At 35.3% G+C, this 21,428-nt stretch carries 18 protein-coding genes; 16 read left to right on the top strand and 2 right to left on the bottom strand.

The features are described 5' to 3' along the window. Positions 1 to 7 precede the first annotated feature (7 nt). Positions 8 to 895 carry a DMT family transporter gene (locus ACZ47B_RS05080; RefSeq protein ID WP_464895595.1) on the top strand — a complete coding sequence of 296 codons (888 nt, stop codon included), beginning with the start codon at positions 8 to 10 and terminating at the stop codon, positions 893 to 895. Here the strand turns inward: ACZ47B_RS05080 and ACZ47B_RS05075 are convergent, their stop codons facing one another. Further along, a complete protein-coding gene (locus ACZ47B_RS05075) occupies positions 896 to 2,131 on the bottom strand; it encodes an MFS transporter (protein WP_464895594.1) in 1,236 nt (411 codons plus the stop codon). It lies immediately after the preceding gene. Positions 2,132 to 2,464: 333 nt separating this feature from the next. On the opposite strand from ACZ47B_RS05075, the gene ACZ47B_RS05070 reads away from it, so the two are divergent. From ACZ47B_RS05070 to ACZ47B_RS05035, 8 genes are all read left to right on the top strand, one after another. Continuing rightward, positions 2,465 to 3,250: an HrcA family transcriptional regulator gene (locus ACZ47B_RS05070; protein ID WP_464895593.1), complete on the top strand. Its 786-nt coding sequence runs from the start codon at positions 2,465 to 2,467 to the stop codon at positions 3,248 to 3,250. A 10-nt stretch (positions 3,251 to 3,260) separates the two neighbouring features. Next, positions 3,261 to 3,800 (top strand): nucleotide exchange factor GrpE, encoded by a 540-nt coding sequence (grpE, locus tag ACZ47B_RS05065; RefSeq protein WP_464895592.1) that lies wholly within the window; start codon positions 3,261 to 3,263, stop codon positions 3,798 to 3,800. A 26-nt stretch (positions 3,801 to 3,826) separates the two neighbouring features. Further along, positions 3,827 to 5,728 carry a molecular chaperone DnaK gene (dnaK, locus tag ACZ47B_RS05060; RefSeq protein WP_464895591.1) on the top strand — a complete coding sequence of 634 codons (1,902 nt, stop codon included), beginning with the start codon at positions 3,827 to 3,829 and terminating at the stop codon, positions 5,726 to 5,728. A gap of 169 nt (positions 5,729 to 5,897) precedes the next feature. Then, on the top strand, positions 5,898 to 7,820 hold the full coding sequence (dsbD, locus tag ACZ47B_RS05055; protein ID WP_464895590.1) for a protein-disulfide reductase DsbD: 1,923 nt from the start codon (positions 5,898 to 5,900) through the stop codon (positions 7,818 to 7,820). A 36-nt stretch (positions 7,821 to 7,856) separates the two neighbouring features. After that, positions 7,857 to 9,071, top strand: coding sequence for an amidohydrolase family protein (locus ACZ47B_RS05050; protein ID WP_464895589.1), 1,215 nt, complete (start codon positions 7,857 to 7,859; stop codon positions 9,069 to 9,071). Continuing rightward, entirely contained in the window at positions 9,071 to 10,306 is a 1,236-nt protein-coding gene (locus tag ACZ47B_RS05045) for a glutamate-5-semialdehyde dehydrogenase (RefSeq protein ID WP_464895588.1), read from the top strand. Before ACZ47B_RS05050 ends, ACZ47B_RS05045 begins: the two co-directional genes overlap by 1 nt. A 23-nt stretch (positions 10,307 to 10,329) precedes the next feature. Beyond that, positions 10,330 to 10,914, top strand: a complete 585-nt coding sequence (locus ACZ47B_RS05040) for an ATP-binding cassette domain-containing protein (RefSeq protein ID WP_464895707.1) — start codon at positions 10,330 to 10,332, stop codon at positions 10,912 to 10,914. 1 nt (position 10,915) lies between these two features. Continuing rightward, positions 10,916 to 11,374 carry a heme-binding domain-containing protein gene (locus tag ACZ47B_RS05035; protein ID WP_464895587.1) on the top strand — a complete coding sequence of 153 codons (459 nt, stop codon included), beginning with the start codon at positions 10,916 to 10,918 and terminating at the stop codon, positions 11,372 to 11,374. A gap of 41 nt (positions 11,375 to 11,415) precedes the next feature. Here ACZ47B_RS05035 and recO read toward each other — a convergent pair whose 3' ends face one another. Further along, entirely contained in the window at positions 11,416 to 12,069 is a 654-nt protein-coding gene (gene recO / locus ACZ47B_RS05030) for a recombination protein RecO (RefSeq protein WP_464895586.1), read from the bottom strand. A gap of 63 nt (positions 12,070 to 12,132) precedes the next feature. Here recO and gltB point away from each other — a divergent pair, with 63 nt between their 5' ends. The 7 genes from gltB to ACZ47B_RS04995 are packed head-to-tail and all read left to right on the top strand — an operon-like array spanning position 12,133 to position 21,406. Beyond that, complete coding sequence (gene gltB / locus ACZ47B_RS05025; protein ID WP_464895585.1) at positions 12,133 to 16,557, top strand: glutamate synthase large subunit; 4,425 nt, start codon at positions 12,133 to 12,135, stop codon at positions 16,555 to 16,557. Between the two features lies 1 nt (position 16,558). Further along, positions 16,559 to 17,941 carry a glutamate synthase subunit beta gene (locus tag ACZ47B_RS05020; protein ID WP_464895584.1) on the top strand — a complete coding sequence of 461 codons (1,383 nt, stop codon included), beginning with the start codon at positions 16,559 to 16,561 and terminating at the stop codon, positions 17,939 to 17,941. Positions 17,942 to 17,943: 2 nt separating this feature from the next. Further along, a complete protein-coding gene (locus ACZ47B_RS05015; RefSeq protein ID WP_464895583.1) occupies positions 17,944 to 18,660 on the top strand; it encodes an inositol monophosphatase family protein in 717 nt (238 codons plus the stop codon). Continuing rightward, positions 18,657 to 19,523 carry an acetyl-CoA carboxylase, carboxyltransferase subunit beta gene (gene accD / locus ACZ47B_RS05010; RefSeq protein ID WP_464895582.1) on the top strand — a complete coding sequence of 289 codons (867 nt, stop codon included), beginning with the start codon at positions 18,657 to 18,659 and terminating at the stop codon, positions 19,521 to 19,523. The genes ACZ47B_RS05015 and accD overlap by 4 nt, the downstream gene beginning before the upstream one ends. Further along, positions 19,516 to 19,974, top strand: a complete 459-nt coding sequence (locus ACZ47B_RS05005; RefSeq protein ID WP_464895581.1) for a 23S rRNA (pseudouridine(1915)-N(3))-methyltransferase RlmH — start codon at positions 19,516 to 19,518, stop codon at positions 19,972 to 19,974. Before accD ends, ACZ47B_RS05005 begins: the two co-directional genes overlap by 8 nt. A gap of 60 nt (positions 19,975 to 20,034) precedes the next feature. Beyond that, on the top strand, positions 20,035 to 20,385 hold the full coding sequence (dksA, locus tag ACZ47B_RS05000; protein WP_464895580.1) for an RNA polymerase-binding protein DksA: 351 nt from the start codon (positions 20,035 to 20,037) through the stop codon (positions 20,383 to 20,385). A 10-nt stretch (positions 20,386 to 20,395) separates the two neighbouring features. Next, positions 20,396 to 21,406 (top strand): hypothetical protein, encoded by a 1,011-nt coding sequence (locus ACZ47B_RS04995; RefSeq protein ID WP_464895579.1) that lies wholly within the window; start codon positions 20,396 to 20,398, stop codon positions 21,404 to 21,406. Positions 21,407 to 21,428 lie beyond the last annotated feature (22 nt).

Below are 21,428 nucleotides of genomic sequence, written 5' to 3'. Positions count from 1 at the left end.
AGAATTGATGAAAAGAGTTATTGAAAATATAGACAAAGGCGTTATGTATATGCTTGTGGCATCTTTGTTTTTTGCCATAGTCGGTGCATTTGCCAAGATATTATCTCGCCAAATACCATCAGTTGAGGTAGTATTTTTTAGAAATATCATAAGTTTTATTTTTGTGATATCAACCATATATAAATATCCCATAAAGCAAAATGGCGGTAAGTTATGGCTACTGATATTTCGAGGAACTATGGGGCTTTTGGGGGTATTGGCATTTTATTATAATATTGCACATATCACTTTAGCCGATGCTATGACATTTTCGAGGACTTCTCCTATATGGACAGCTATTTTTGCATATATATTTCTAAATGAAAAGATAAACAAAAAAGGATGGATAGCTATTTTTATAGGTTTTTTCGGAGTTGTATTGATCATGAAGCCAGACGGTTATACTTCGTTAAAAACTGATATCATGGGAGTATTAAGCGGGGTTTTGGCAGGTTTGGCTTATACAAGTGTTAGAGAATTGAGAAAGTATTATGATACGAGAGTCATTGTTTTGGTGTTTATGGGGATGGGGTCGTTTTTCCCTGCAGTTTTTATGTGGATTTCAAAATATTATCAATTTCAAACTCTTGATTTTATAAGTGCGAGATTTGTTTTACCTGAGGGGATTTTATGGTTGTATATAGTAGGGCTTGGAGGTTTTGCGGCACTGGCTCAAATCTTTATGACAAAAGCATACGGAACAACAAAAGCAGGTATAGTCGGTGCCAGTAGTTATGCAGTTATCATATTTTCCATTTTTATAGGGGTTGTGCTTGGCGATCCGTTTCCTGATACAGTAGGATTTTTCGGGATAGTGTTGGTTATAGCAGGTGGAGTTTTAGTATCTAAGAAATAACTAATTTATATCTTTCAGTTTGAATGAGAGTAAAAATGAGTAGCAAAGTAGCACAAGAGTGAATGCATATAACAAATGATATCCCAGATACTCCACTATAAATCCTCCCGGAATTGAAAAAAAGAGTCCTAGCGAAACTATATTGGTTTGAATTGCAACATATACGGGTCTTTTGTCTTCAGGTGCCAGGATAAGTATGAGATTGCCAAAAGCCAACCTCAATCCGTCAGTTGCAACTCCGAAAAAGAAAAATATCACATAATAGGCATATATGTAATTTGTGCTAAAAGCCGCAAGTGTTATGATGAATATCAGGAAAAAAGTCGAGATATTGACTATGATCCTGTTTTTTCCACTTGAAGATAGTTTGCCCCATATGAAATTGCTTAACATCGCTCCTATCATTTGAACAGATATGAATACTCCTATATCAGTACCGTTTAAAGAGATATATTTTTTTGCCTGAAGTATGATAAATGGAAGTGCCAACATATACGAATATGAAAAAAGATAGGATTTTATCTGAGTTTGTAAGTGTTGATTGCTTTTCAATAATTTTAAAGAATTTTTTAAAAATTCTTTAAAATTTGACTCTTTTTTTGAAATCTTTTCCTTTTTAGGTTCTTCCACTTTACTAAATATAAAAAAGCCTATACCCATAAAAGCCGCACTTATGATAAAAAGGTAGCCGTAACTTTTAGGTGCCTGAAAATGGTTTAACACCCATCCGGCGGCTGCTCCGCTTAAGATAGAGCCAAGTCCGGTAAAAAACTGTCTGTAAGCCATAGTATAACCGCGATATTTGTGAGAAAACATTTTACCCATGAGTTCTCTAAAGTATATAGCTCCAAAACCGGCTGAAAAACTAAAGAAGAAAAGCCCGAGGCCTATAAAAAAAAGTGTGAGACTTTTATGTTTGTCACCTATGGAAATGATGGCAAAACCTATACTAAACCATGAGATAAACCTGACTAAAAAAACTCTTTTTAAAAAAGGAAGTACATAAAAAAAGCTTTGCGCATAAAACGCCGCAAACATTTGTACCAGTATCGCTCCACCTCTAAGAAGCGAAACAAAAAGTCCAACAATTACAGAGCTTGAGCTAAAATGATGAACGATAAGCGGAAGTATAGTGGAAGGTTCGGCTATAGCAGTTCCGATTCCTAGAAAAAAACCGTGGCAAATATTTTTTATATGGTTTGAAGTTTTATCGATAAGAGTGTTTTTATTGTCCACATCCATCCTTTTAAAAAAAGCGAATTATAACTAAAAAAAGCTTAACATTTAAACCTTGAGATACTGACCGAATAAAACTTTCTAACGGTTCTAAAATTTAAAAGGATTTGCAAGGATGAAAATCCAAATTTTAGCCTCGGAGAAATTGCAGGATGCAATTTTGAGAATGAGTGTAAAAGTTTTATTCGGTCAGTATTAACCTTGAGTTATATAGACTAAAGTAAATTTATATAAATTTTTTATGTAAAATACTTGACAAACATACACTCAATGTTGTATAATTTCATCAGCAATTAAAAGAAGTGAGTGCTAAAGCATAAAGGAGAGCAGAAGATGAGCAAAAAAGATATCATCTTAAACAGCGTTATAGAAGAGTATCTAAGATGCAATGCTCCCGTAGGCTCATCTCAGCTAAAAGAGAAGATAGAACTTGATATATCTCCCTCAACTATAAGAGTATATTTTAAAAAGCTCTCCTATGAGGGGATTTTGATGCAGCTTCATACAAGTAGCGGAAGAGTTCCGACTTGGATAGCTTTGAAAAATTACTGGAAAGAGCAGTTTGATGAAGTTGAAGAGATTAAGATAAGTAGTGTAGAAGAGTTAAAAAACTGGGTTAGAGAGTTTGGTCTATACTGTATGTTAAGACTGAAAGATGATATAAAGCTCAGTGAAATCATCAATATAGACGATAGATTTTTGCTTATAGTATTTGAAGATAAAAGCGTAGTTTTGAAATATAATGAAAAAGTTGAAAAATTTTTAAACGGTTTGATCGGATATGATATAGCAAAAGTAAAAGAAATCTCTTTAAATGTAGGTTTATATGATCTTAAAAAAAAGATAGAACAGTTGTTAGCAGATAATATAATCCTAAAAGAGAAAGAAGAAGTTTTGTATGATATGATGAAAAGTTCAGGATATTATAAAAATATTAAAAGCTTTATGGATTCATCTTTGTTTGATGCTCTTGAAAACGGTGTTTACTTTGAAGAGTTGGTCCCGCAAGGGTATATGGCTATAAAGTATGATACCCAAATTGATGAAAAAGAGGCAAATCTTTTTTGTCTAGGTAGAGTAAACAAGGATTATAAAGAGTTTATAAGGGCTATAGCTTAAGGAGGTGCATATGAGTAAAAAGAAAGAAAACAAACAAAACGAAGAGTTAGAAGAGGTAAAAGAGGAGAGCCCGGAATCTTTGGAAGAGAAGATAGAAGAGCTTGAAGAGAAAAACAAAGAACTCGAAGAGAAATATCTAAGAGCAGTGGCTGATTTCGAAAATATCAAAAAAAGGCTTGAGCGAGAAAAGATGCAAGCGGTAAGTTATGCAAACGAAGAGTTTGCACGAGATTTGCTGCCTGTTATCGATTCGATGGATTTTGCGGCCGAATCGGCTGAAAAGATAGAACAAAACAGTGAAAATGACGAATATGTCAAAAAGATAGAAGATGGAATTGCTCTAACAATTGAGCAGTTTAAAAAGGTCATGCAAAAGCATGGTATCGAACTTATAGATATAGACAGTGGTTTCAACCCTCACTTTCATGATGCGGTTATGCAGGTTGAAAGTGAAGATCATAAAGAAGGAGAGATAGTTCAACTTCTTCAAAAAGGTTACAAGATAAAAGACAGGGTTTTAAGACCCGCTATGGTTTCCATAGCCAAATAAAAAAAATTAAATAAAAAGGATGAAAAATGAGTAAAGTAATAGGAATAGACCTTGGAACAACAAACTCTTGTGTTGCGGTTTATGAAAGAGGAGAAAGTAAAGTTATAGCAAACAAAGAAGGTAAAAATACAACTCCATCAGTTGTAGCTTTTACAGATAAAGGTGAAGTTTTAGTGGGAGATCCTGCTAAAAGACAAGCAGTTACAAACCCTAAAAAAACTATATATTCTATAAAAAGAATCATGGGGTTAATGTGCAATGAAGATAAAGCTAAAGAAGCTAAAAAAAGACTTCCTTATGAAGTTATCGATAGAAACGGAGCCTGCGCTATAGATGTGGATGGGAAAGTTTATACTCCTCAGGAGATAAGTGCCAAAATACTTATGAAACTAAAAGAAGATGCCGAAGCTTTCTTGGGAGATAAAGTAACAGATGCCGTTATAACAGTGCCAGCATACTTTAATGACTCTCAAAGAAAAGCTACAAAAGAGGCAGGAACAATTGCCGGGCTAAATGTACTAAGGATCATAAATGAACCAACTTCAGCGGCTTTAGCTTACGGACTTGACAAGAAAAATGCCGAGAAGATTGTAGTTTATGACCTTGGCGGCGGTACATTTGACGTTACCGTACTTGAAACCGGTGATAATGTTGTAGAAGTTTTAGCCACCGGCGGTAATGCGTTTTTAGGCGGTGATGACTTTGACAACAGGATTATCGACTGGGCTTGCAATGAGTTTAAAAATGAAAGCGGCATTGATCTTAAACAAGATGTGATGGCCCTTCAAAGACTTAAAGAAGCGGCAGAAAATGCTAAAAAAGAGCTTTCAACAGCAACTGAGACTGAGATAAACTTACCGTTTATCACAGCTGACGCAACCGGTCCAAAGCACTTTGTAAAAAAAATTACAAGAGCGAAGTTCGAAAGTTTGATTGAAGATTTGGTTGAAGAGACTATCACAAAAATAGATCAAGTTGTAAAAGAGGCTGATTTAAGCAAAGATGAGGTTAAAGAGATTGTAATGGTAGGTGGAAGTACAAGAGTTCCACTTGTTCAAGAAAAAGTAAAAGCGTACTTCGGCAAAGAGCTTAACAAGTCTATGAATCCTGATGAGGTCGTAGCTATAGGTGCTGCGATACAAGGTGCCGTTATAAAAGGTGATGTAAAAGATGTATTGCTTCTTGATATCACACCTTTAAGTCTTGGTATCGAAACTCTTGGTGGGGTTACAACAAAGATCATAGAAAAAGGTACAACCATACCTGTTAAAAAGTCTCAGATATTCTCAACTGCTGAGGATAACCAAAGTGCGGTTACTATACATGTATTACAAGGTGAAAGAGAGTTTGCAAAAGATAACAAATCTTTGGGACAGTTTAATCTTGAGGGAATCCCACCTGCTCCTAGAGGTGTGCCTCAGATAGAAGTTACATTTGATATAGATGCAAACGGTATCTTAACTGTTAGCGCTAAAGACAAAGCCACAGGAAAAGCTCAAGAGATCAAGATCACCGGTTCAAGCGGACTTGATGAGGCTGAGATAGAAAAAATGGTAAAAGATGCCGAACTTCACAAAGAGGAAGATAAAAAAAGAAAAGAGTTGATCGATGCTAAAAATCAAGCTGATGCTTTAGCCCATCAAACAGAAAAAACTCTAAGTGAAGCGGGTGACAAGATAGATCAAGCTGAAAAAGATAAAGTTCAAGCCGCTCTTGATGCATTGAAAGAGACATTGAAAAATGAAAATGTAACCAAAGAGCAGATAGATGAAAAAGTTAAAGCATTGACTGAAGTAAGCCATAAGCTTGCTGAAGCTATGTATAAAAAAGATGAAGCCGGTGCAAATGCCGGCGGAGGGCAAGCAGGCGCTCAAGCAGGAGGTAAAAAACCTGAAGATGACGATGTCATAGATGCGGAAGTAGAATAATCCGGTTTTTAAATCAACACACAAAATATGCCAATCCGAAGTAATCTTCGGATTGGCACACTTTCTTATCCTTAAAAAATCTTACAAATATCCAATTTAACCAAAAATATAGTCAAAATATGCAAAAATTACCAAAAATAATAGAGGGCATCTCTAAAAGGTTATAATTGTGAGAAAAATTCTTTTGGCTGTTTTGTTTTTCGGTTTGACGTTTACAACACTTTTTGGTGTAGGAATTGAAGATGAAGTTTTGATGCCTGATCAGGCTTTTAAACCAAGTGCGGTTTTGAAAGACGGTAAGATAAATGTTGATATAAAACTCGGTGATAAGATATATGCTTATAAAGATAAGCTCCATTTTTCTATAATTTCACCAAAAAATATCTCTCTCGATAAAGATTTGAAACTTCCAAAACCTGTAAAATATCATGAGTTTATAGTATATTTTGATGAAGTCAAACAAAGTATCCCTCTCTCACTCATAGAAAAAAAGCTTGGGAAAAATACAGACAAGATAACCCTGAGGGTAAATTTTCAAGGATGTTCAAAGCTTGGGCTTTGCTACTCTCCAATGAAAAAAGAGTTTACATTTGATTTGAAAAATATCAAAAAAACCCTCTCTCCAGCTACCGCTTCAGTATCAAGTAACAGCAATAAAAAAATATCAAAGTGGAGTATCGCTTCAAACTCGATTAAAAAAGAACCTAAAGTAGAAAAAACCGCTCCTAAAACTCAAACAGTCTCAAAAAGTAAAACCAAAGCCAAGACGCACCTTTCCCAGGAGGGCTCTATCGCCGATACTTTGGCTCACAGCAGTTTTTTGGTAGTTCTTTTGACATTTTTTGGTTTTGGACTTTTGCTTTCATTGACTCCTTGTGTATTTCCAATGATACCGATACTCTCTTCTATCATAGTTTCTCAATCCAAAGAAAATATGAATGCTAAAAGAGGTTTTATACTCTCTTTGGTTTATGTACTCTCAATGTCTATAGCATATACGATAGCGGGAGTTTTAGCCGGACTCTTTGGAGCAAATATACAAGTAATGCTTCAAAACCCTTGGGTTATATTTGTATTTGCCGCTATCTTTGTAGCTCTTGCTTTTTCCATGTTTGGCTACTATGAGTTGCAACTGCCAGCATCTTTGCAAAGCAGGATAAACAGGACTACTGATAAAGCCCAGGGTAGAGGATTTGCAAGTGTAATCATAATGGGATTTTTATCCGCTTTGATAGTGGGACCTTGCGTCGCTCCTCCGCTTGCCGGGGCATTGATATATATAGGTCAAACCGGAGATGCGTTTTTAGGCGGAGCAGCACTGTTTGTTATGAGCATAGGTATGGGTGTTCCTTTGCTTCTTGTAGGTATAGGGGCGGGTAAATTTATGCCAAAACCGGGTGGTTGGATGCAAAATGTTTCTAAGATATTCGGTGTTGTTATGCTTGCGGTTGCCATATATCTTATATCAAGAATTATCCCTGATATGTATACCATGATACTATGGGCATTTTTATTTATAGGCTCAGCTATATATCTTGGAGCACTAGAGCCTATAAAAGAGGGAGTAAGCGGCATAGTTAAAATGTCAAAAGTCATAGGGATACTATTTTTGATATACGGTATCATGCTTTTTGTAGGAGCTTTCATGGGCAATACCAACCCATTGGATCCTCTTGAAAATACCAGAAAACCGGCTTTTGCAACTGTGACCCAAAACACTCAAGCTATACCTTTTAAAAATAATTTCATAGTGGTAAAAAATCAAAAAGAGTTAGATAACGCCATCGATAGCTCTACTAAACCTGTGATGGTGGATTTTTCCGCAAAATGGTGCGTTAGTTGTAAGGAGCTTGAAGAAAAAACTTTTAAAGATCCAAGGGTAATGGCTCTTTTTCAGCATTTTACACTCATAAGAGCGGACGTTACCGAAAATAGTGATGAACAAAAAAGAATGATGAAGAAATACAGGGTTTTCGGGCCTCCGGTAATGGTCTTTTTTGACAAAAATCACAAACTTTTGAATGATAAAAAACTAGTCGGATATATAAATGCTGATGATTTCATAAAACATTTAAATAAAATTTTGCAATAAATTAGATATAATGGCATAAATTAAACAGGAATTTTTATGCTGATAAAAAATGCTAATATTGTTAAAGATGGCGGTATATATAGAGGTGATGTAAGAGTTGAAAATCATATCATAAAAGATATATCAACAACTCTTCAACCAAAAAAAGATGAAGACATCATAAATGCCAACGGTAAATACCTTCTCCCAAAACTCATAGATACCAATGTAAGGGTTTTGGATGATACTCTCAGTAAAAAAAATCTTGATACTTTATACCAAAAAGCAAAAGATGGTGGGGTAGGAAGCTTTGTTTTGATAGATGATTTTGCCCCAAAAGTTGAAAATGCCACACATTTTGAGCTTTTAAAAACAAAAGTGGATACAAACCAAAGCGTTAATGTTGTCTTGAGTGTAAATTCACAAAACAAAGAAGAGAGACTTAATAATATCGCCACATTCCTAAAAAACGGCGCAAAAGTCATATATACAAGATCGGATATAAACGGCAATACACTGACAAGAGTCATGCAATATGCCGGTATGAAAAATGTACCTGTTTTTTGTTTTGCGGAAGATAAGGATATAAAAAATTGTGGTGTCATAAATGAGGGAGAAGTTTCATTTAAGCTTGGACTTCCGGGAATTTCCAAAATAACTCAGATAAGTGAAGTTTCCAAAATAGTCGAATTTGCAACGTATTTTGATATAAAGATACTTTTTCAAGGATTGTTTACTTCAAAATCACTGCAAATTTTAAAAGCGGTTAAAAAAACCAATAAAAAAGTTCATATCGAAGTTCCTATACACAACTTGATGCTAAACGATAAAGAGTGCGACGGATTTAATACAAAAGCAAAGCTTATATCACCTTTGCAAGAAGAGAGTGAAAGAGAAAAATTGATAAAGTTTTTGCAAGAGGGCGTTATAGACATCATCAGCTCCAGTCATTCCCCAAAGTCATACATATACAAAGATGTAGCTTTTGAAGATGCAAAAGATGGAGTTGATGCTTTGGATTTGACACTGAAACTAGGCTATACATATCTGGTTAAAGAGGGGATCATATCTTTTGAAGAGTTAGTTAGGATGCTTTGTATAAATCCAGCAAAATTGCTTTTTGAAAGTAAGATACAAACTATAAAAAAGGGATATGATAGAGGGTTGATACTGTTCGATCCAAATCACAAAGAGATGATAAACGATGAATCAAGTCTTTATCATAAAAGAGAATTGTATGGCAGCATAGAAGAGATACAAAAGGAGTCATAGTGGAAAAATTTTTACAAAAAACAAAAGAAGCAAGCAGAGTCGTAGCGACACTTTCACCGAAGAAAAAAACAGATATATTAGAGCAGATGGCAGACAAACTTGAAAAACATTATAAAGATATACTTTTGGCAAATAAAAATGATATGGTGCTTGGAAGAAAACTCGATCTCTCTTCGGCACTTTTAGACAGACTATTTTTGGACAAAGAGAGAGTTTTTTCCATGGCAAAAAGCCTAAGAGAGATAGCTGTTTTAAAAGAGCCGGTCGGAAGAGTGCTTGAAGGATGGGTAAATAAAGATGATCTTCGCATAGAAAAAGTAAGTGTTCCCATAGGTGTTATAGGTATCATTTACGAAAGCCGTCCAAATGTGACAAGCGATACAGCGGCACTTTGTTTTAAAAGCGGTAACGGCTGCATTTTAAAAGGTGGAAAAGAAGCAAAGGAGAGTAATGTTGCCATAGCTAACCTTTTATCTCAGGTTTTAGAAGAAAACGATATACCAAAAGAGGCTATAACACTGCTTCCAGACTACTCAAGAGAAGGAGTAAGCAAGCTTATAAAAATGGATAGATATGTTGATCTTATCATTCCAAGAGGTGGAGAGAAACTTATAAGATATATTTCTCAAAATTCCATAGTTCCGGTTATAAAACACGATAAAGGTCTATGTCATACTTACATCCACTCTAAAGCTGATATAAAAAAGGCTGTAGAGATAGCGATAAATGCAAAAGTTCAAAGACCTGGGGTTTGTAATGCTCTTGAAACACTTTTGGTCGATAAAGAGATAGCAGGAAAAGTTCTTCCGCTTCTAAAAGATGAGTTTGATAAGCATGGTACACTTTTAAAAGGGTGTGAAGATACACTAAAGATTGTAAAAGTTGATAAAGCTACCGATGAAGACTGGGATATGGAGTATCTGGAAAATATATTGAGTATAAAAGTTGTAAACGATTTAGAAGAAGCGATAGAACATATCCAAAGACACAGTTCGTTTCATTCTGAAGCTATCATAACGGAAGATTACAGTGTCGCAGAAGAGTTTATGAACAGAGTTGATTCATCTTGTGTGTATGTCAATGCAAGTACAAGATTTACTGATGGGGCTGAGTTTGGATTTGGGGCTGAAGTTGGTATCAGCACAAGCAAGCTTCACTCCAGGGGCCCTATGGGGATAAATGACTTGACTACTTATAAGTATAAGATTTATGGAAACGGGCAGGTGAGAAATTGAGAATTGAGAATTGAGAATTGAGAATTAAAGATAATGAAATTTTACTGGAGATCAAAGAGGTTACTTTCGGATATGATCCCAAAAGACCTCTCTTTAAAGACTTCAATCTTACATTAAAAAGAGGTGAGGTTGTTTCCATAGTCGGAAAAAGCGGGGTTGGAAAAAGTACCCTTTTTTCCTTGATAACAGGAGAGGTAAAACCTCAAAAAGGATATATAAAAGCAAAAAAAGTTTCTCAAATATTTCAAGATCCATACTCCTCATTTCATCCCTCTTATAGTATTATCAATCAAATCAAAGATGTAGCTGATATATCTATGATGGATGATTATCTTTTGGAGCTAGATTTAAAAAAAGAACTTTTGCAAAAATTTCCACACGAGTTAAGTGGCGGACAGTTACAAAGATGTAGCATTTTAAGAGTACTTTTAATGAAAAGTGATATAATTCTGGCAGACGAACCAACTTCGGCACTGGATAATATAGTCCAGCTTGACACCATGAAACTTCTTTTAAAATTTCTAAATGATGTCGGTATAGTTTTGATAACTCACGATAGTGATCTTGCGAAGTGGTGCAGTGATAAGATAATAAAATTAGGAGAGTAAAATGGGTGTTTTTGCAAGAGTTTTGGGTATTATAGTTTTAGTTTTTATCATTTTCCAATTCATTCCGTACGGGAAAGAAAAAACCAACCCAAAAACCGATAAAGCCCTTGAGATAACGGCTCCCAAAAATGTAAAGTCCATACTTGAAAAGTCATGTTATGATTGTCACTCAAACAAGACAAAATGGCCATGGTGGAGTTATATAGCACCGGCTTCATGGAGTATAAGTGATGATGTAACCGGTGGAAGAAAAGCTTTGAACTTCAGCATATGGAAAAAATATCCGATAAAAAAGATAAAGAAACTAAAATCTGATATCTATAGGACTGTTGCAGGTCCCATGCCTTTGCCACAATATACATGGGTACATAAAAATGCAAAATTGACCAAAAATGAGGTAGATTTGCTTAGAAACTGGGCAAGCGACGGTAAAGGTTTTATAAAAACAAATGTTAGATAACCGGTGTTGTGTGTAACACCGGTTAAATATCTTATGTTGAGTTAAAATCCCTCTAATACGATATTGAACAATTGCAAAACTTCACTGTCGTTTAAAAGAATTGAGTTTTTTTCTGTAAAAAAGTGATCTATTTTTGAAGTATCAAATCCATTTTTCGGTATACACTCTTTACAAGCCGGCAAAAAACCTCTTGCTAAAACGATACTGTTTTTTATGGTTCTGTTGCAGATAAAACAGTTAAAATCTTTATGAATCCTTCCTTCAAATTCCAAAATTTTTACATATGATTCTATGGCTACTCTGTAAGGATTTTCTTTTTCAAGATATAAAGACATCTCTTCCAAGAGATTGAAGTAGTCATCATCTATCTCATTTATATCTCTTAAATGTTTATATAAAAGTTGTAAAAACTGCTGCCAGACATAAAACTTTTCTCTTTGAAGCATCCATTTTTTTGGCAAGGAAGAAACATTCCTAAGTTGAAAAAGATTTTCCCTTTTTGTTGGATGGGCTTCATAGTCTATCTTATATCCTAGATGAATATGGGAGTGTCTTGCCCCATAAAATCTATATAGAGTTTTTACTTTTTTTGGGTTCAAGATAGTGACCAAAAGGTCTTCGTCCTTTACCTTTGAAACATTTATGATATATCCCTGCATAAGGCGTATATTATCATAAAAAGACAGTTTTATCAAATTTTTACCATACTTTGGATATAATCTCTGAATTTACATAATGATAGAGTTAGAAAGGTTGCTATGAGAAAATATACAAACTTTAAAGATAATTGCGGCTTTGGGCTGTTGGCAAATATCGACAACAAAGCTACCCATAAAAATGTTGAAGATGCAGTAAATGCATTGGAGAGGATGATGCACAGAGGTGCGGTAGCTGCTGACGGAAAAAGTGGTGATGGAAGCGGACTTCTTTTTGGAATGCCAAAAGGCTTTATGAAAAAAGTGGCCAACGAGCATGACTTGGATCTGCCAAAACAGTTTGCTGTTGCTATGGTTTTTATGCAAGAAAATAAACAAAAAGATATCATTGAAGAAGTTTTGCAAAAAAATGATTTGAAAGTTCTTTTTTACAGGGATGTTCCGATAGATACAAATGCCCTTGGAGAATTTGCCCTTAAAAGTCTTCCACAAATCGTCCAGATATTTGTCGCCCCCAACTCTCTTTCGGCAACCAAGAGATTTGGTACGGCTTTGTATCTTGCAAGAAGAGAGATAGAGAGAAAACTAAAAAATTATGATGAATTTTACATATGTTCTTTTTCTGATAAAACCATATCATACAAAGGTTTGGTTATGCCTACTCATATCAGAGAATTTTACCCTGATTTGAGTGATAATGACTTTAAAACATCTTTTGCTCTTTTTCATCAGAGATTTTCAACCAACACTCTACCGCAATGGAAACTTGCCCAGCCTTTTAGAAGTATAGCACATAATGGTGAGATAAATTCCATATCTGCCAACAGATTTAATCTTTTGGCAAAAAGCGAGTATATGAAAAGCTCTGTTTTTACTGATAAAGAACTTAAAAAACTTTTACCTATAACAAGCAATGAAGTAAGTGACAGTGCCAGTTTGGATCATATGTTTGAATTTTTACTCCAAAACGGGATGGATTTTTTCAAAGCTGCAAGGGTTTTGATACCTGCAGCCTGGCAAAACGCTCCTCACATGGACTCTGATATGAGAGCCTTTTATGAGTATATGAGTACCTGTTTTGAAGCATGGGACGGTCCGGCGGCTGTTAGTTTGACTGATGGAAGACATATAGGATGTATCTTGGATAGAAACGGTTTGAGACCTGCCAAATACATCATTACCAAAGATAAAAGAATTATCATTTCAAGTGAATACGGCATACTCGATATGGAAGAGAGTAATGTGATAGAGCGAGGTAAGCTAAAAAGCGGTGAAATGATAGGGGTGGATTTAAAGTATGGAAAAGTTCTTAAAAACTGCGATATAGATAATTATCTAAAAGATTTAAACCCTTATGGCAAATGGCTCAACAAAAACATGGTTTATCTTCAAGAGTTCATAGATATGCCGTTTTCAGATATAAGCGATTATAAATTAGATAAGATAGAAGAGAAGCAAAGAGTTGCCAATATAACATATGAAGCCAAAGATATGGTTATCATACCTATGATGAAAGAGGGAAAAGAAAATACCGGTTCCATGGGTGATGATACACCTTTGGCTGCATTTAGCAATAAACAAAGATGTTTTACGGACTTTTTCAAGCAAAAATTTGCCCAAGTTACAAATCCTCCTATAGATCCTATAAGAGAGCGAATAGTAATGAGCCTCAATACCGGCTTTGGAGAGATTAGAAATATTCTTGAAGAAGATGTGTATCATGCAAAAAGATTGAAAGTCATAACCCCGGTATTGATGCATGAAAAAATGGAAGTTTTAAGATCTTTTGGCGACCCAAGCAAGCCAAGATACGATAAATACTATAAAAATAAAACTTTCTCAACTCTTTTTGAAGAAAATCTTAGAGGAAGTTTGAATGATTTGGCATATGATGTCGTAGATGCGGTCAAACAGGAGAAGATTAGAGTTGTCATACTAAGTGACAGATGCATAGGAAAAAACAAAAAACCCATACCTATGGCTATGGCAGTTGGAAGGGTCAATCAAGTACTTCTTGAAGAGGGAGTTAGACACTTGGTATCTATAGTAGTTGAAAGTGCCGAGCCGTATGATTCTCATTCGATGGCAGCCTTGATAACTTACGGAGCAAGTGCGATATATCCATATCTTCTTTTTGCGACAGTTTTTGAGGAGTGCGAAAAACAAAAACTTTCATCATATGAGAGAAAGATAAGATTTAAAAATGTTTTAAATGCCCTAAATCTGGGTCTTTTAAAAATTTTATCAAAGATGGGTATCTCAACGATCGCATCGTATAGAAATTCTGCTTTAATGGATGTTGTAGGTCTTTCAAATGAAATCGTAGAAGACTGTTTTAGAGGATCAGCTTGTATCATACCAGGTTTAAGTTATGAAGATATAGAAGAGAGACTAAACAGGGTTTACGATGAAGTATATGCACAAAACGAGAGAAATAGAGTATTTCCTATCAAGATAGGAGGTTTTTACAAATATCTTCAAGGTGAAGAATTTCATGGATTTTCTCCTAATGTTATCTTCGCCATACATCAAGCCGCAAAAACCGGTAAAAGAGAAGACTTTAAAAATTTGAAGAAACTTTCTGATGGAGCAAAATTCAAACGAATAAGAGATTTTTTTGAGTTAAAAAGCGATAAAGAACCTGTATCATTAGATGAAGTTGAGCCAAAAGAAAATATCTTTAAAAGATTTTCAACTGCGGCAATGAGTCTTGGCTCTATCTCACCTGAAGCTCATGAAGCTTTAGCGGAAGCGATGAATACAATAGGCGGTAAATCAAATTCAGGTGAGGGTGGAGAAAAGCCAGAAAGATTGAAAAGTCCTCAAAGATCCAAGATAAAACAGATAGCTTCAGGTAGATTTGGTGTAACACCAGAGTATCTAAGAAGTGCAGAAGAGATACAGATAAAATTAGCCCAAGGTGCAAAACCCGGTGAAGGCGGACAGCTTCCAGGACACAAGGTAAGTCCGCTCATAGCAAGTCTGAGATATACTATGCCGGGAGTTACCTTGATATCTCCTCCTCCTCATCATGATATTTACTCCATTGAGGATTTGGCTCAGTTGATATTTGATCTCAAACAGATAAATCCGGATGCTATGATATCAGTCAAACTTGTTTCATCTTCGCATGTCGGAACGATTGCAGCGGGAGTTGCAAAGTGTTATGCAGATAAGATTATCATCTCAGGAGGCGACGGAGGAACAGGAGCGGCACCTTTGACATCTATCAAATTTGCAGGAGATCCTTGGGAGATAGGTCTTAGTGAAACTCATAACACTTTAAAAGCCAACAATTTAAGAGAACTTGTAAGACTTGAGACGGATGGTGGACTAAGAACCGGTTTGGATATAGTAAAAGCGGCAATGCTAGGTGCGGAAAGTTATGCGTTTGGAACAGGAGCTTTAGCGATACTTGGTTGTAAGGTTCTTAGGATTTGCCATCTAAATAAATGCAGCACCGGAATCGCTACACAAAATGAAGTTTTAAGAGAGCATTTTACAGGAACTGTAGAAAAACTGATAAACTACTTCACTCTTTTGGCTGAGGATATAAGAGAGATTCTTGCCTCTTTAGGTTACACATCAATTGATGAGATAGTAGGTAGAAGTGACCTTTTAAAAGTGGCTGATGATGAATTTGCCAAAAAATTTAACTTTAGTAGGATACTTGAAAGAGTTGAGGGCATAGATACTTGTCAAAAAGAGAGAAATGAACCCATAGATAAAAATCTGTTTGAAAAAGAGATATTAAAAGAGATATATCCTGTCATTCAAAATCCTGAACAAAAGATGGTTATCAAAAAAGAGATCAAAAATATAAACAGAAGCTTTGGTGTTTTGATAAGTGGGGAAATTGCCAAATATTATGGAAACATAGGGTTGCCTGAAGATAGTTTGATATTTAAACTAAAAGGGACTCCAGGACAAAGTTTTGGAGCATTTTTGGTAAATGGTATGACTTTAAAGCTTGATGGACTTGGTAATGATTATGTTGGAAAAGGTATGAATGGCGGAAAGATCATCATCATGCCAAAATACCAAGGAGACAATTTCTCGAGTGCTGGAAATGCTTGTCTATACGGTGCAACAGGTGGAAAGTTTTATGCAGTCGGTAGTGTAGGTGAGAGGTTTTGCGTTAGAAATAGTGGTGCTACGGCTATAGTCGAGGGTACCGGAGATCATGCTTGTGAGTATATGACAGGCGGAGTTGCTATCATACTTGGCCAAACCGGAGCTAATTTTGCAGCAGGTATGACAGGGGGTGTAGCTTTTGTATATGATAAAGACAGAGGCTTTATAGACAGGCTTAACCAGGAACTTGTAGTTGCAAGAAGGATTGATAGTGATGAAACGGACGAAGCTAAACATTTCTTGAAAAAATTACTCAGGGATTATATAAATCAAACAGGTAGTGACAGAGCCAAATACATTTTAGACAATTACAGACATGAAGTAAGAGAGTTTTGGATGGTAAGACCGAAAGATTTGACTAAAATTCCTTTAAATCCGGACGAGGGGGACTAAGATGCAAAATTTTACTGAAGTTGAGAGAATAGATCCTTTTAGAAGAGGATCGAACGAGAGAATAAAAGATTTTAAAGAGATATATGAAGTTTTTAAAACACCAGATGCGGCATCTCAAGCAGAAAGGTGCATCCAATGTGGTGATCCCTACTGCCATAACAAATGCCCTTTGCACAACTATATACCTTTTTGGCTAAAGGCTACTGCAAACATAGATAAAGAGTTGGCTTTTAAGTTATCAAATGAGACCAATCCATATCCTGAGATAACAGGAAGAATATGTCCCCATGATAGGCTTTGTGAGGGGGATTGTACACTAAACCAGGATGGATTTGGAGCTATTACCATAGGAGCTATCGAGACTTTTATATCAGAAAACGGGTTTAAACATGGCTTAAAACCGGCATTTCCCGGTGTAACAAGTGATAAAAGGATAGCCGTTATAGGATCAGGACCAGCCGGTATGGCAGTGACAACATATCTTTTAAGAGCGGGCATCGGGGTAGATATGTATGAGAAAAGTTCCCGTCCGGGTGGACTTTTGACTTTTGGGATACCAAACTTCAAGCTTGATAAAAAGATAGTTCAAAGAAGATTTGAGTGGCTTGAAGAGGCGGGGTTGAATTTGCATTTAAATTGTGAAGTTGGAAAAGATATCTCATTTTCTGAGATTTATCAAAAATGTGACGGTATTTTCATAGGTATGGGAGCACAAAAACCAAGAGTTGCAAATATAAAAAATGAAAATGCTGACGGCACTTTAAAAGCACTTGATTTTTTGGTCAATATCCAAAAAGAGCTTTTTGGCGAAAATATAGATGAAAAATATAAAGTAAAAGATAAAAATGTAGTAGTTATAGGTGGCGGTGATACTGCGATGGATTGTGTTAGAACTTCCATAAGAGAGGGTGCAAAGAGTGTCAAGTGCCTTTACAGGCGCGATAGAGCGAATATGCCCGGAAGTAAAAAAGAGATAAAAAATGCTTATGATGAGGGGGTTGAGTTCATTTTTAACGCAAGTCCTAAAGAAGTTGTTGTCAATAGTGAAGGAAAAGTCATAGCCATAGAGATGCAAAAGACAATGCTTGGAGAAAAGGATAGCTCAGGCAGACAAAGAGTAGAAGTGGTAAAAGGCAGTGACTTTAGGGTGGATGCGGATGTTATTATATTTTCACTTGGTTTTACACCTGAAGTACCATCATTTTTGGCTGAAAATGGGATAGAAGTAAACAAATGGGGTGGTATCGTTATAGATAAAAATTATGAAACCAGTAAGAAAGGCATATTTGCCGGAGGAGATTGTTTTAGAGGAGCTGATTTGGTGGTTAGAGCTGCAAATGACGGTAAAGAAGCAGCACACCAGATAATTAAAAAGTTAAAGTAAATATGGATTTTATAGACAGTGCTATACAAGCCAATAAAAAAGTATTGGAATTTTTAGATAGCAGCAAGCTGGATTTAAAAGAGGAATTACAAAAAGGTGCAGGCGGAGATATCAGCAGAGTAGTCGATATGGAAGCTGAAAAAATTTTTATAGAGCATCTTGCAAAATTTGGACAAATCATATCCGAAGAATCAGGAATCATAGGTGACGGAAAAGACAAGATCATCATCGATCCTGTCGACGGAAGTGAAAATTTTATATCCGGTCTGCCATATTTTGGAAGTTCGGTTGCGAGAAAAAGAGATGGAAAAGTTTTTGAGTCAGTTGTAGTTAATTTTGCAACAGGGGATTTGTTTGTAAAACAAAATGAAGATTTTAAAAAAGCAAATATATATAAAGAGAATTTTTCAGAAGTTACAAGCAATAATTATGCTACAATTGGCATCTATGAAAGGGTTTATGCTTCTTCAAAACTTGTTTATGAAGTGAATAAAGCAGGTTTAAAATATAGAAGTCCCGGAGCATTGGCACTCTCTTTGGCAAATGCACACAGTTTTGCTTTTGTGATTTTTGAAGGTAATATGAGAGAGTATGATGTAGCGGCAGGTTTGCATATGTGCAGTGACATGAACATATCTTTTGAAAATGATATATTGATTGTTTCAAAGGATAAGGCAATATTTGACAAATTGATAATTATAGCACGAGGTATAAAATGAATTTCGGTAATATATTTAGCAAAATGAGAAGGCAACAACCTACAAAAGAGGAGGCCCCGAGCCATTGGGTGAAGTGCCCGTCATGTAACTCTTTGATGTATTATAAAGAGGTAGAAAATCTTTTAAATGTTTGCCCAAAGTGCAACTTTCACATGAGAATATCCGCAAAAAGGCGTATAGATATGCTATCTGACGAGGGTACGTTTGTTGAGTTCGATACTGACTTGGAGCCAAATGATCCGTTGCATTTCGTTGATAAAAAGTCTTACAAGAAAAGAATAACCGAAGGATATGAAAAAACCGGTAGAAAATCATCAGCCATAAGCGGAGAGTGTAAAATAGATACAAAACCGGTACAATTGATCGTGTTTGATTTTGCTTTTATGGGAGGAAGTTTAGGTTCAGTAGAGGGAAAAAAGATTGTAAGAGCCATAGATAGAGCCATAGAAAAAAGAACACCTGTTATCATAGTCAGTGCAAGTGGAGGCGCTAGGATGCAAGAGAGTACATTTTCACTTTTGCAAATGTCAAAAACAGCTGCGGCTTTGGCAAAGTTGGACGATGAAAAGCTACCGTATATCTCTGTTTTAACAGATCCTACGATGGGTGGAGTAAGTGCTTCGTTTGCCTGGCTTGGTGATATTATAATGGCTGAACCAAAAGCATTGATAGGATTTGCGGGTCAAAGAGTCATCAAACAGACGATCGGTACTGATTTGCCTGAAGGTTTTCAAAGATCGGAATTTTTACTTGAACACGGGCTTATAGACATGATAGTTCAAAGAGGTGAAATGAAAAAGACCATAAGTGATTTTTTAACATTTTTTGAGAAAGAGCAAGAAGAAAGCAAAGAAGTTGCATAAGATAAAAGTTTTTAGTATAGAAAAGGAGATAAAAGACGAATTTGAGCAAATATCTAAAAATTATGAAAAAATGATTTCAAGATATGCAAAATTTGAGCATATGGTATGTTTTAATAAAAAAATAATCCAAGCTCAAAAAGCAGGCAAAGAGTTAGCTAAAAAAAGCTATACTCAAACATATAAAGATAAGATAAAAAGATATAGTATATGCTTGGATGAGAGTGGAAAAGTTTGTGATAGCATGAAATTTAGCGAAATTTTTAAAAAAGAGGATGAGATAATTTTTTTTATAGGCGGTGCATACGGTTTTGAAGATGATTTTTTAAAACAGTGCGATGAAGTGATATCACTGTCCAAGTTGACATTTTCGCACAAAATCGCAAAGATAGTTTTGTTTGAGCAAATATATAGAGCTTTATCTATAATAAATAATCATCCTTATCACAAGTAGTTTTTTATAGCGGCCAATAGCCATTATGCAAAGTTACTGACTATACTAAAAGGAGAATATGTGAAAGAGAGTGATTTGAGGTTTTTTGAGAATTTGCTAGATCTTAGAAAGGAGCAAATCCAAAATAATATAAATCATGCATTGAAAGATATGCAAGAATTACAAAAAACAGATGTATCAGATGAAGCTGATCATGCTTCTATAAGTTCTGATAGGCTAACTAAACATGCAATCAACAAACAACAAGCCGAGGAACTAAGAGAAATAGAATATGCAAAAAGCAAGATAAAAGAGGGCAGGTACGGGATTTGTGAAATGTGCGAAGAGAAGATTTCGGTTCAAAGACTTAAAGTAAAACCACACGCAAGGTATTGTATAGTGTGCAGGGAGATTGTAGAAAAACAAAATTAAAGGGTTTATTATGGGATTGAAAAAATATATTTTGTTTGCGATAATTTTTATCGTAGCAGTTGGGGCTTATGTTTACAGTTTTAACGGCGATACTTATACATTGACATTTTTTGGAGTTCCCGTATCTTTGAAGATCGCTATATGGGTAGTATTGCCGGCAGCTGTTTTAGTGATTGCTTCGGCACTACATATGCTGTTTTACAGTTTTAAAAATTATCTGACCCAAAGAAATTTACAAAAAGATTATAAAACTTATCTACAGTATGCAAAACAACATATGCTTGGTAATGATATAGATATGAACTTTACCACAAAATGGTATGATTTGCCCTCAAGAGTTTTAAAGCATTTTAAATTCGATGCTTCTAAAGATGCAAGTGATATCAACAATGAAGAGTTGAAAGAAGTCATAGAAAGTCTAAGAAAGATAGAATCAGGTGAGTTTGTAAGCTTGAAAAAGTTTAAATTGCCAAAAGACAACTATTTTGTGAAAAAAAATCTTCTGAATAAACTCTCAAGCGATAAAAAAGAATCTGAGAATATCTTGAAAAACTGTGAAGACAAGAGTGACGAGATATGTAAAAAGGCTTTTGAGAAATATTGTGAGTATGCAAGTTTTGGTGATATCAAAAAGCAGGGTTTTAAGATAGAAAGGGAACTTTTCGATAAACTTCTAAAAAGATTTGAAGACAGTAATGATGAATTCAAGCTAAATGTAGAAGATATCAAAGAGCAGTTAAACGGCTATGATTTGGATAAAAAAGAGTATTTATCTTATGCAAAAAGATTGAAAAAGCTTTTAAATCCTGAAGCGGTTTTATCGATTTTTGAAACAATTTCAAATGAGAAAGAGGAGGCTTTGCAGGCTTACTTGTATCTTCTGTTTGAATTTCAAATGATAGATAAAGCCAGAGAAGTACTTTTGAGCCTTCGTGAAAATGAGTGTGAAAAGTTCAGATATATACTTGAGTTGAAAGATTGCGGCAAAAATTTCGATATAGATATATTTTTTGATATATAATCTTCATTAAGCGAGAGGTGTT

The sequence above is a fragment of the Thiofractor thiocamini genome (assembly GCF_055384375.1).
Note: the sequence above shows the minus strand (reverse complement) of the source record. Positions and strands in the feature narration are given on the sequence as shown.

Excerpts from the sequence above, each read along its gene's own strand:
- ACZ47B_RS05080 (WP_464895595.1), top strand. The coding sequence starts at position 8 with ATGAAAAGAGTTATTGAAAATATAGACAAAGGCGTTATGTATATGCTT.
- ACZ47B_RS05070 (WP_464895593.1), top strand. The coding sequence starts at position 2,465 with ATGAGCAAAAAAGATATCATCTTAAACAGCGTTATAGAAGAGTATCTA.
- dnaK (WP_464895591.1), top strand. The coding sequence starts at position 3,827 with ATGAGTAAAGTAATAGGAATAGACCTTGGAACAACAAACTCTTGTGTT.
- ACZ47B_RS05050 (WP_464895589.1), top strand. The coding sequence starts at position 7,857 with ATGCTGATAAAAAATGCTAATATTGTTAAAGATGGCGGTATATATAGA.
- ACZ47B_RS05020 (WP_464895584.1), top strand. The coding sequence starts at position 16,559 with ATGCAAAATTTTACTGAAGTTGAGAGAATAGATCCTTTTAGAAGAGGA.
- ACZ47B_RS05015 (WP_464895583.1), top strand. The coding sequence starts at position 17,944 with ATGGATTTTATAGACAGTGCTATACAAGCCAATAAAAAAGTATTGGAA.
- gltB (WP_464895585.1), top strand. The coding sequence starts at position 12,133 with ATGAGAAAATATACAAACTTTAAAGATAATTGCGGCTTTGGGCTGTTG.
- ACZ47B_RS04995 (WP_464895579.1), top strand. The coding sequence starts at position 20,396 with ATGGGATTGAAAAAATATATTTTGTTTGCGATAATTTTTATCGTAGCA.
- ACZ47B_RS05035 (WP_464895587.1), top strand. The coding sequence starts at position 10,916 with ATGGGTGTTTTTGCAAGAGTTTTGGGTATTATAGTTTTAGTTTTTATC.
- accD (WP_464895582.1), top strand. The coding sequence starts at position 18,657 with ATGAATTTCGGTAATATATTTAGCAAAATGAGAAGGCAACAACCTACA.
- grpE (WP_464895592.1), top strand. The coding sequence starts at position 3,261 with ATGAGTAAAAAGAAAGAAAACAAACAAAACGAAGAGTTAGAAGAGGTA.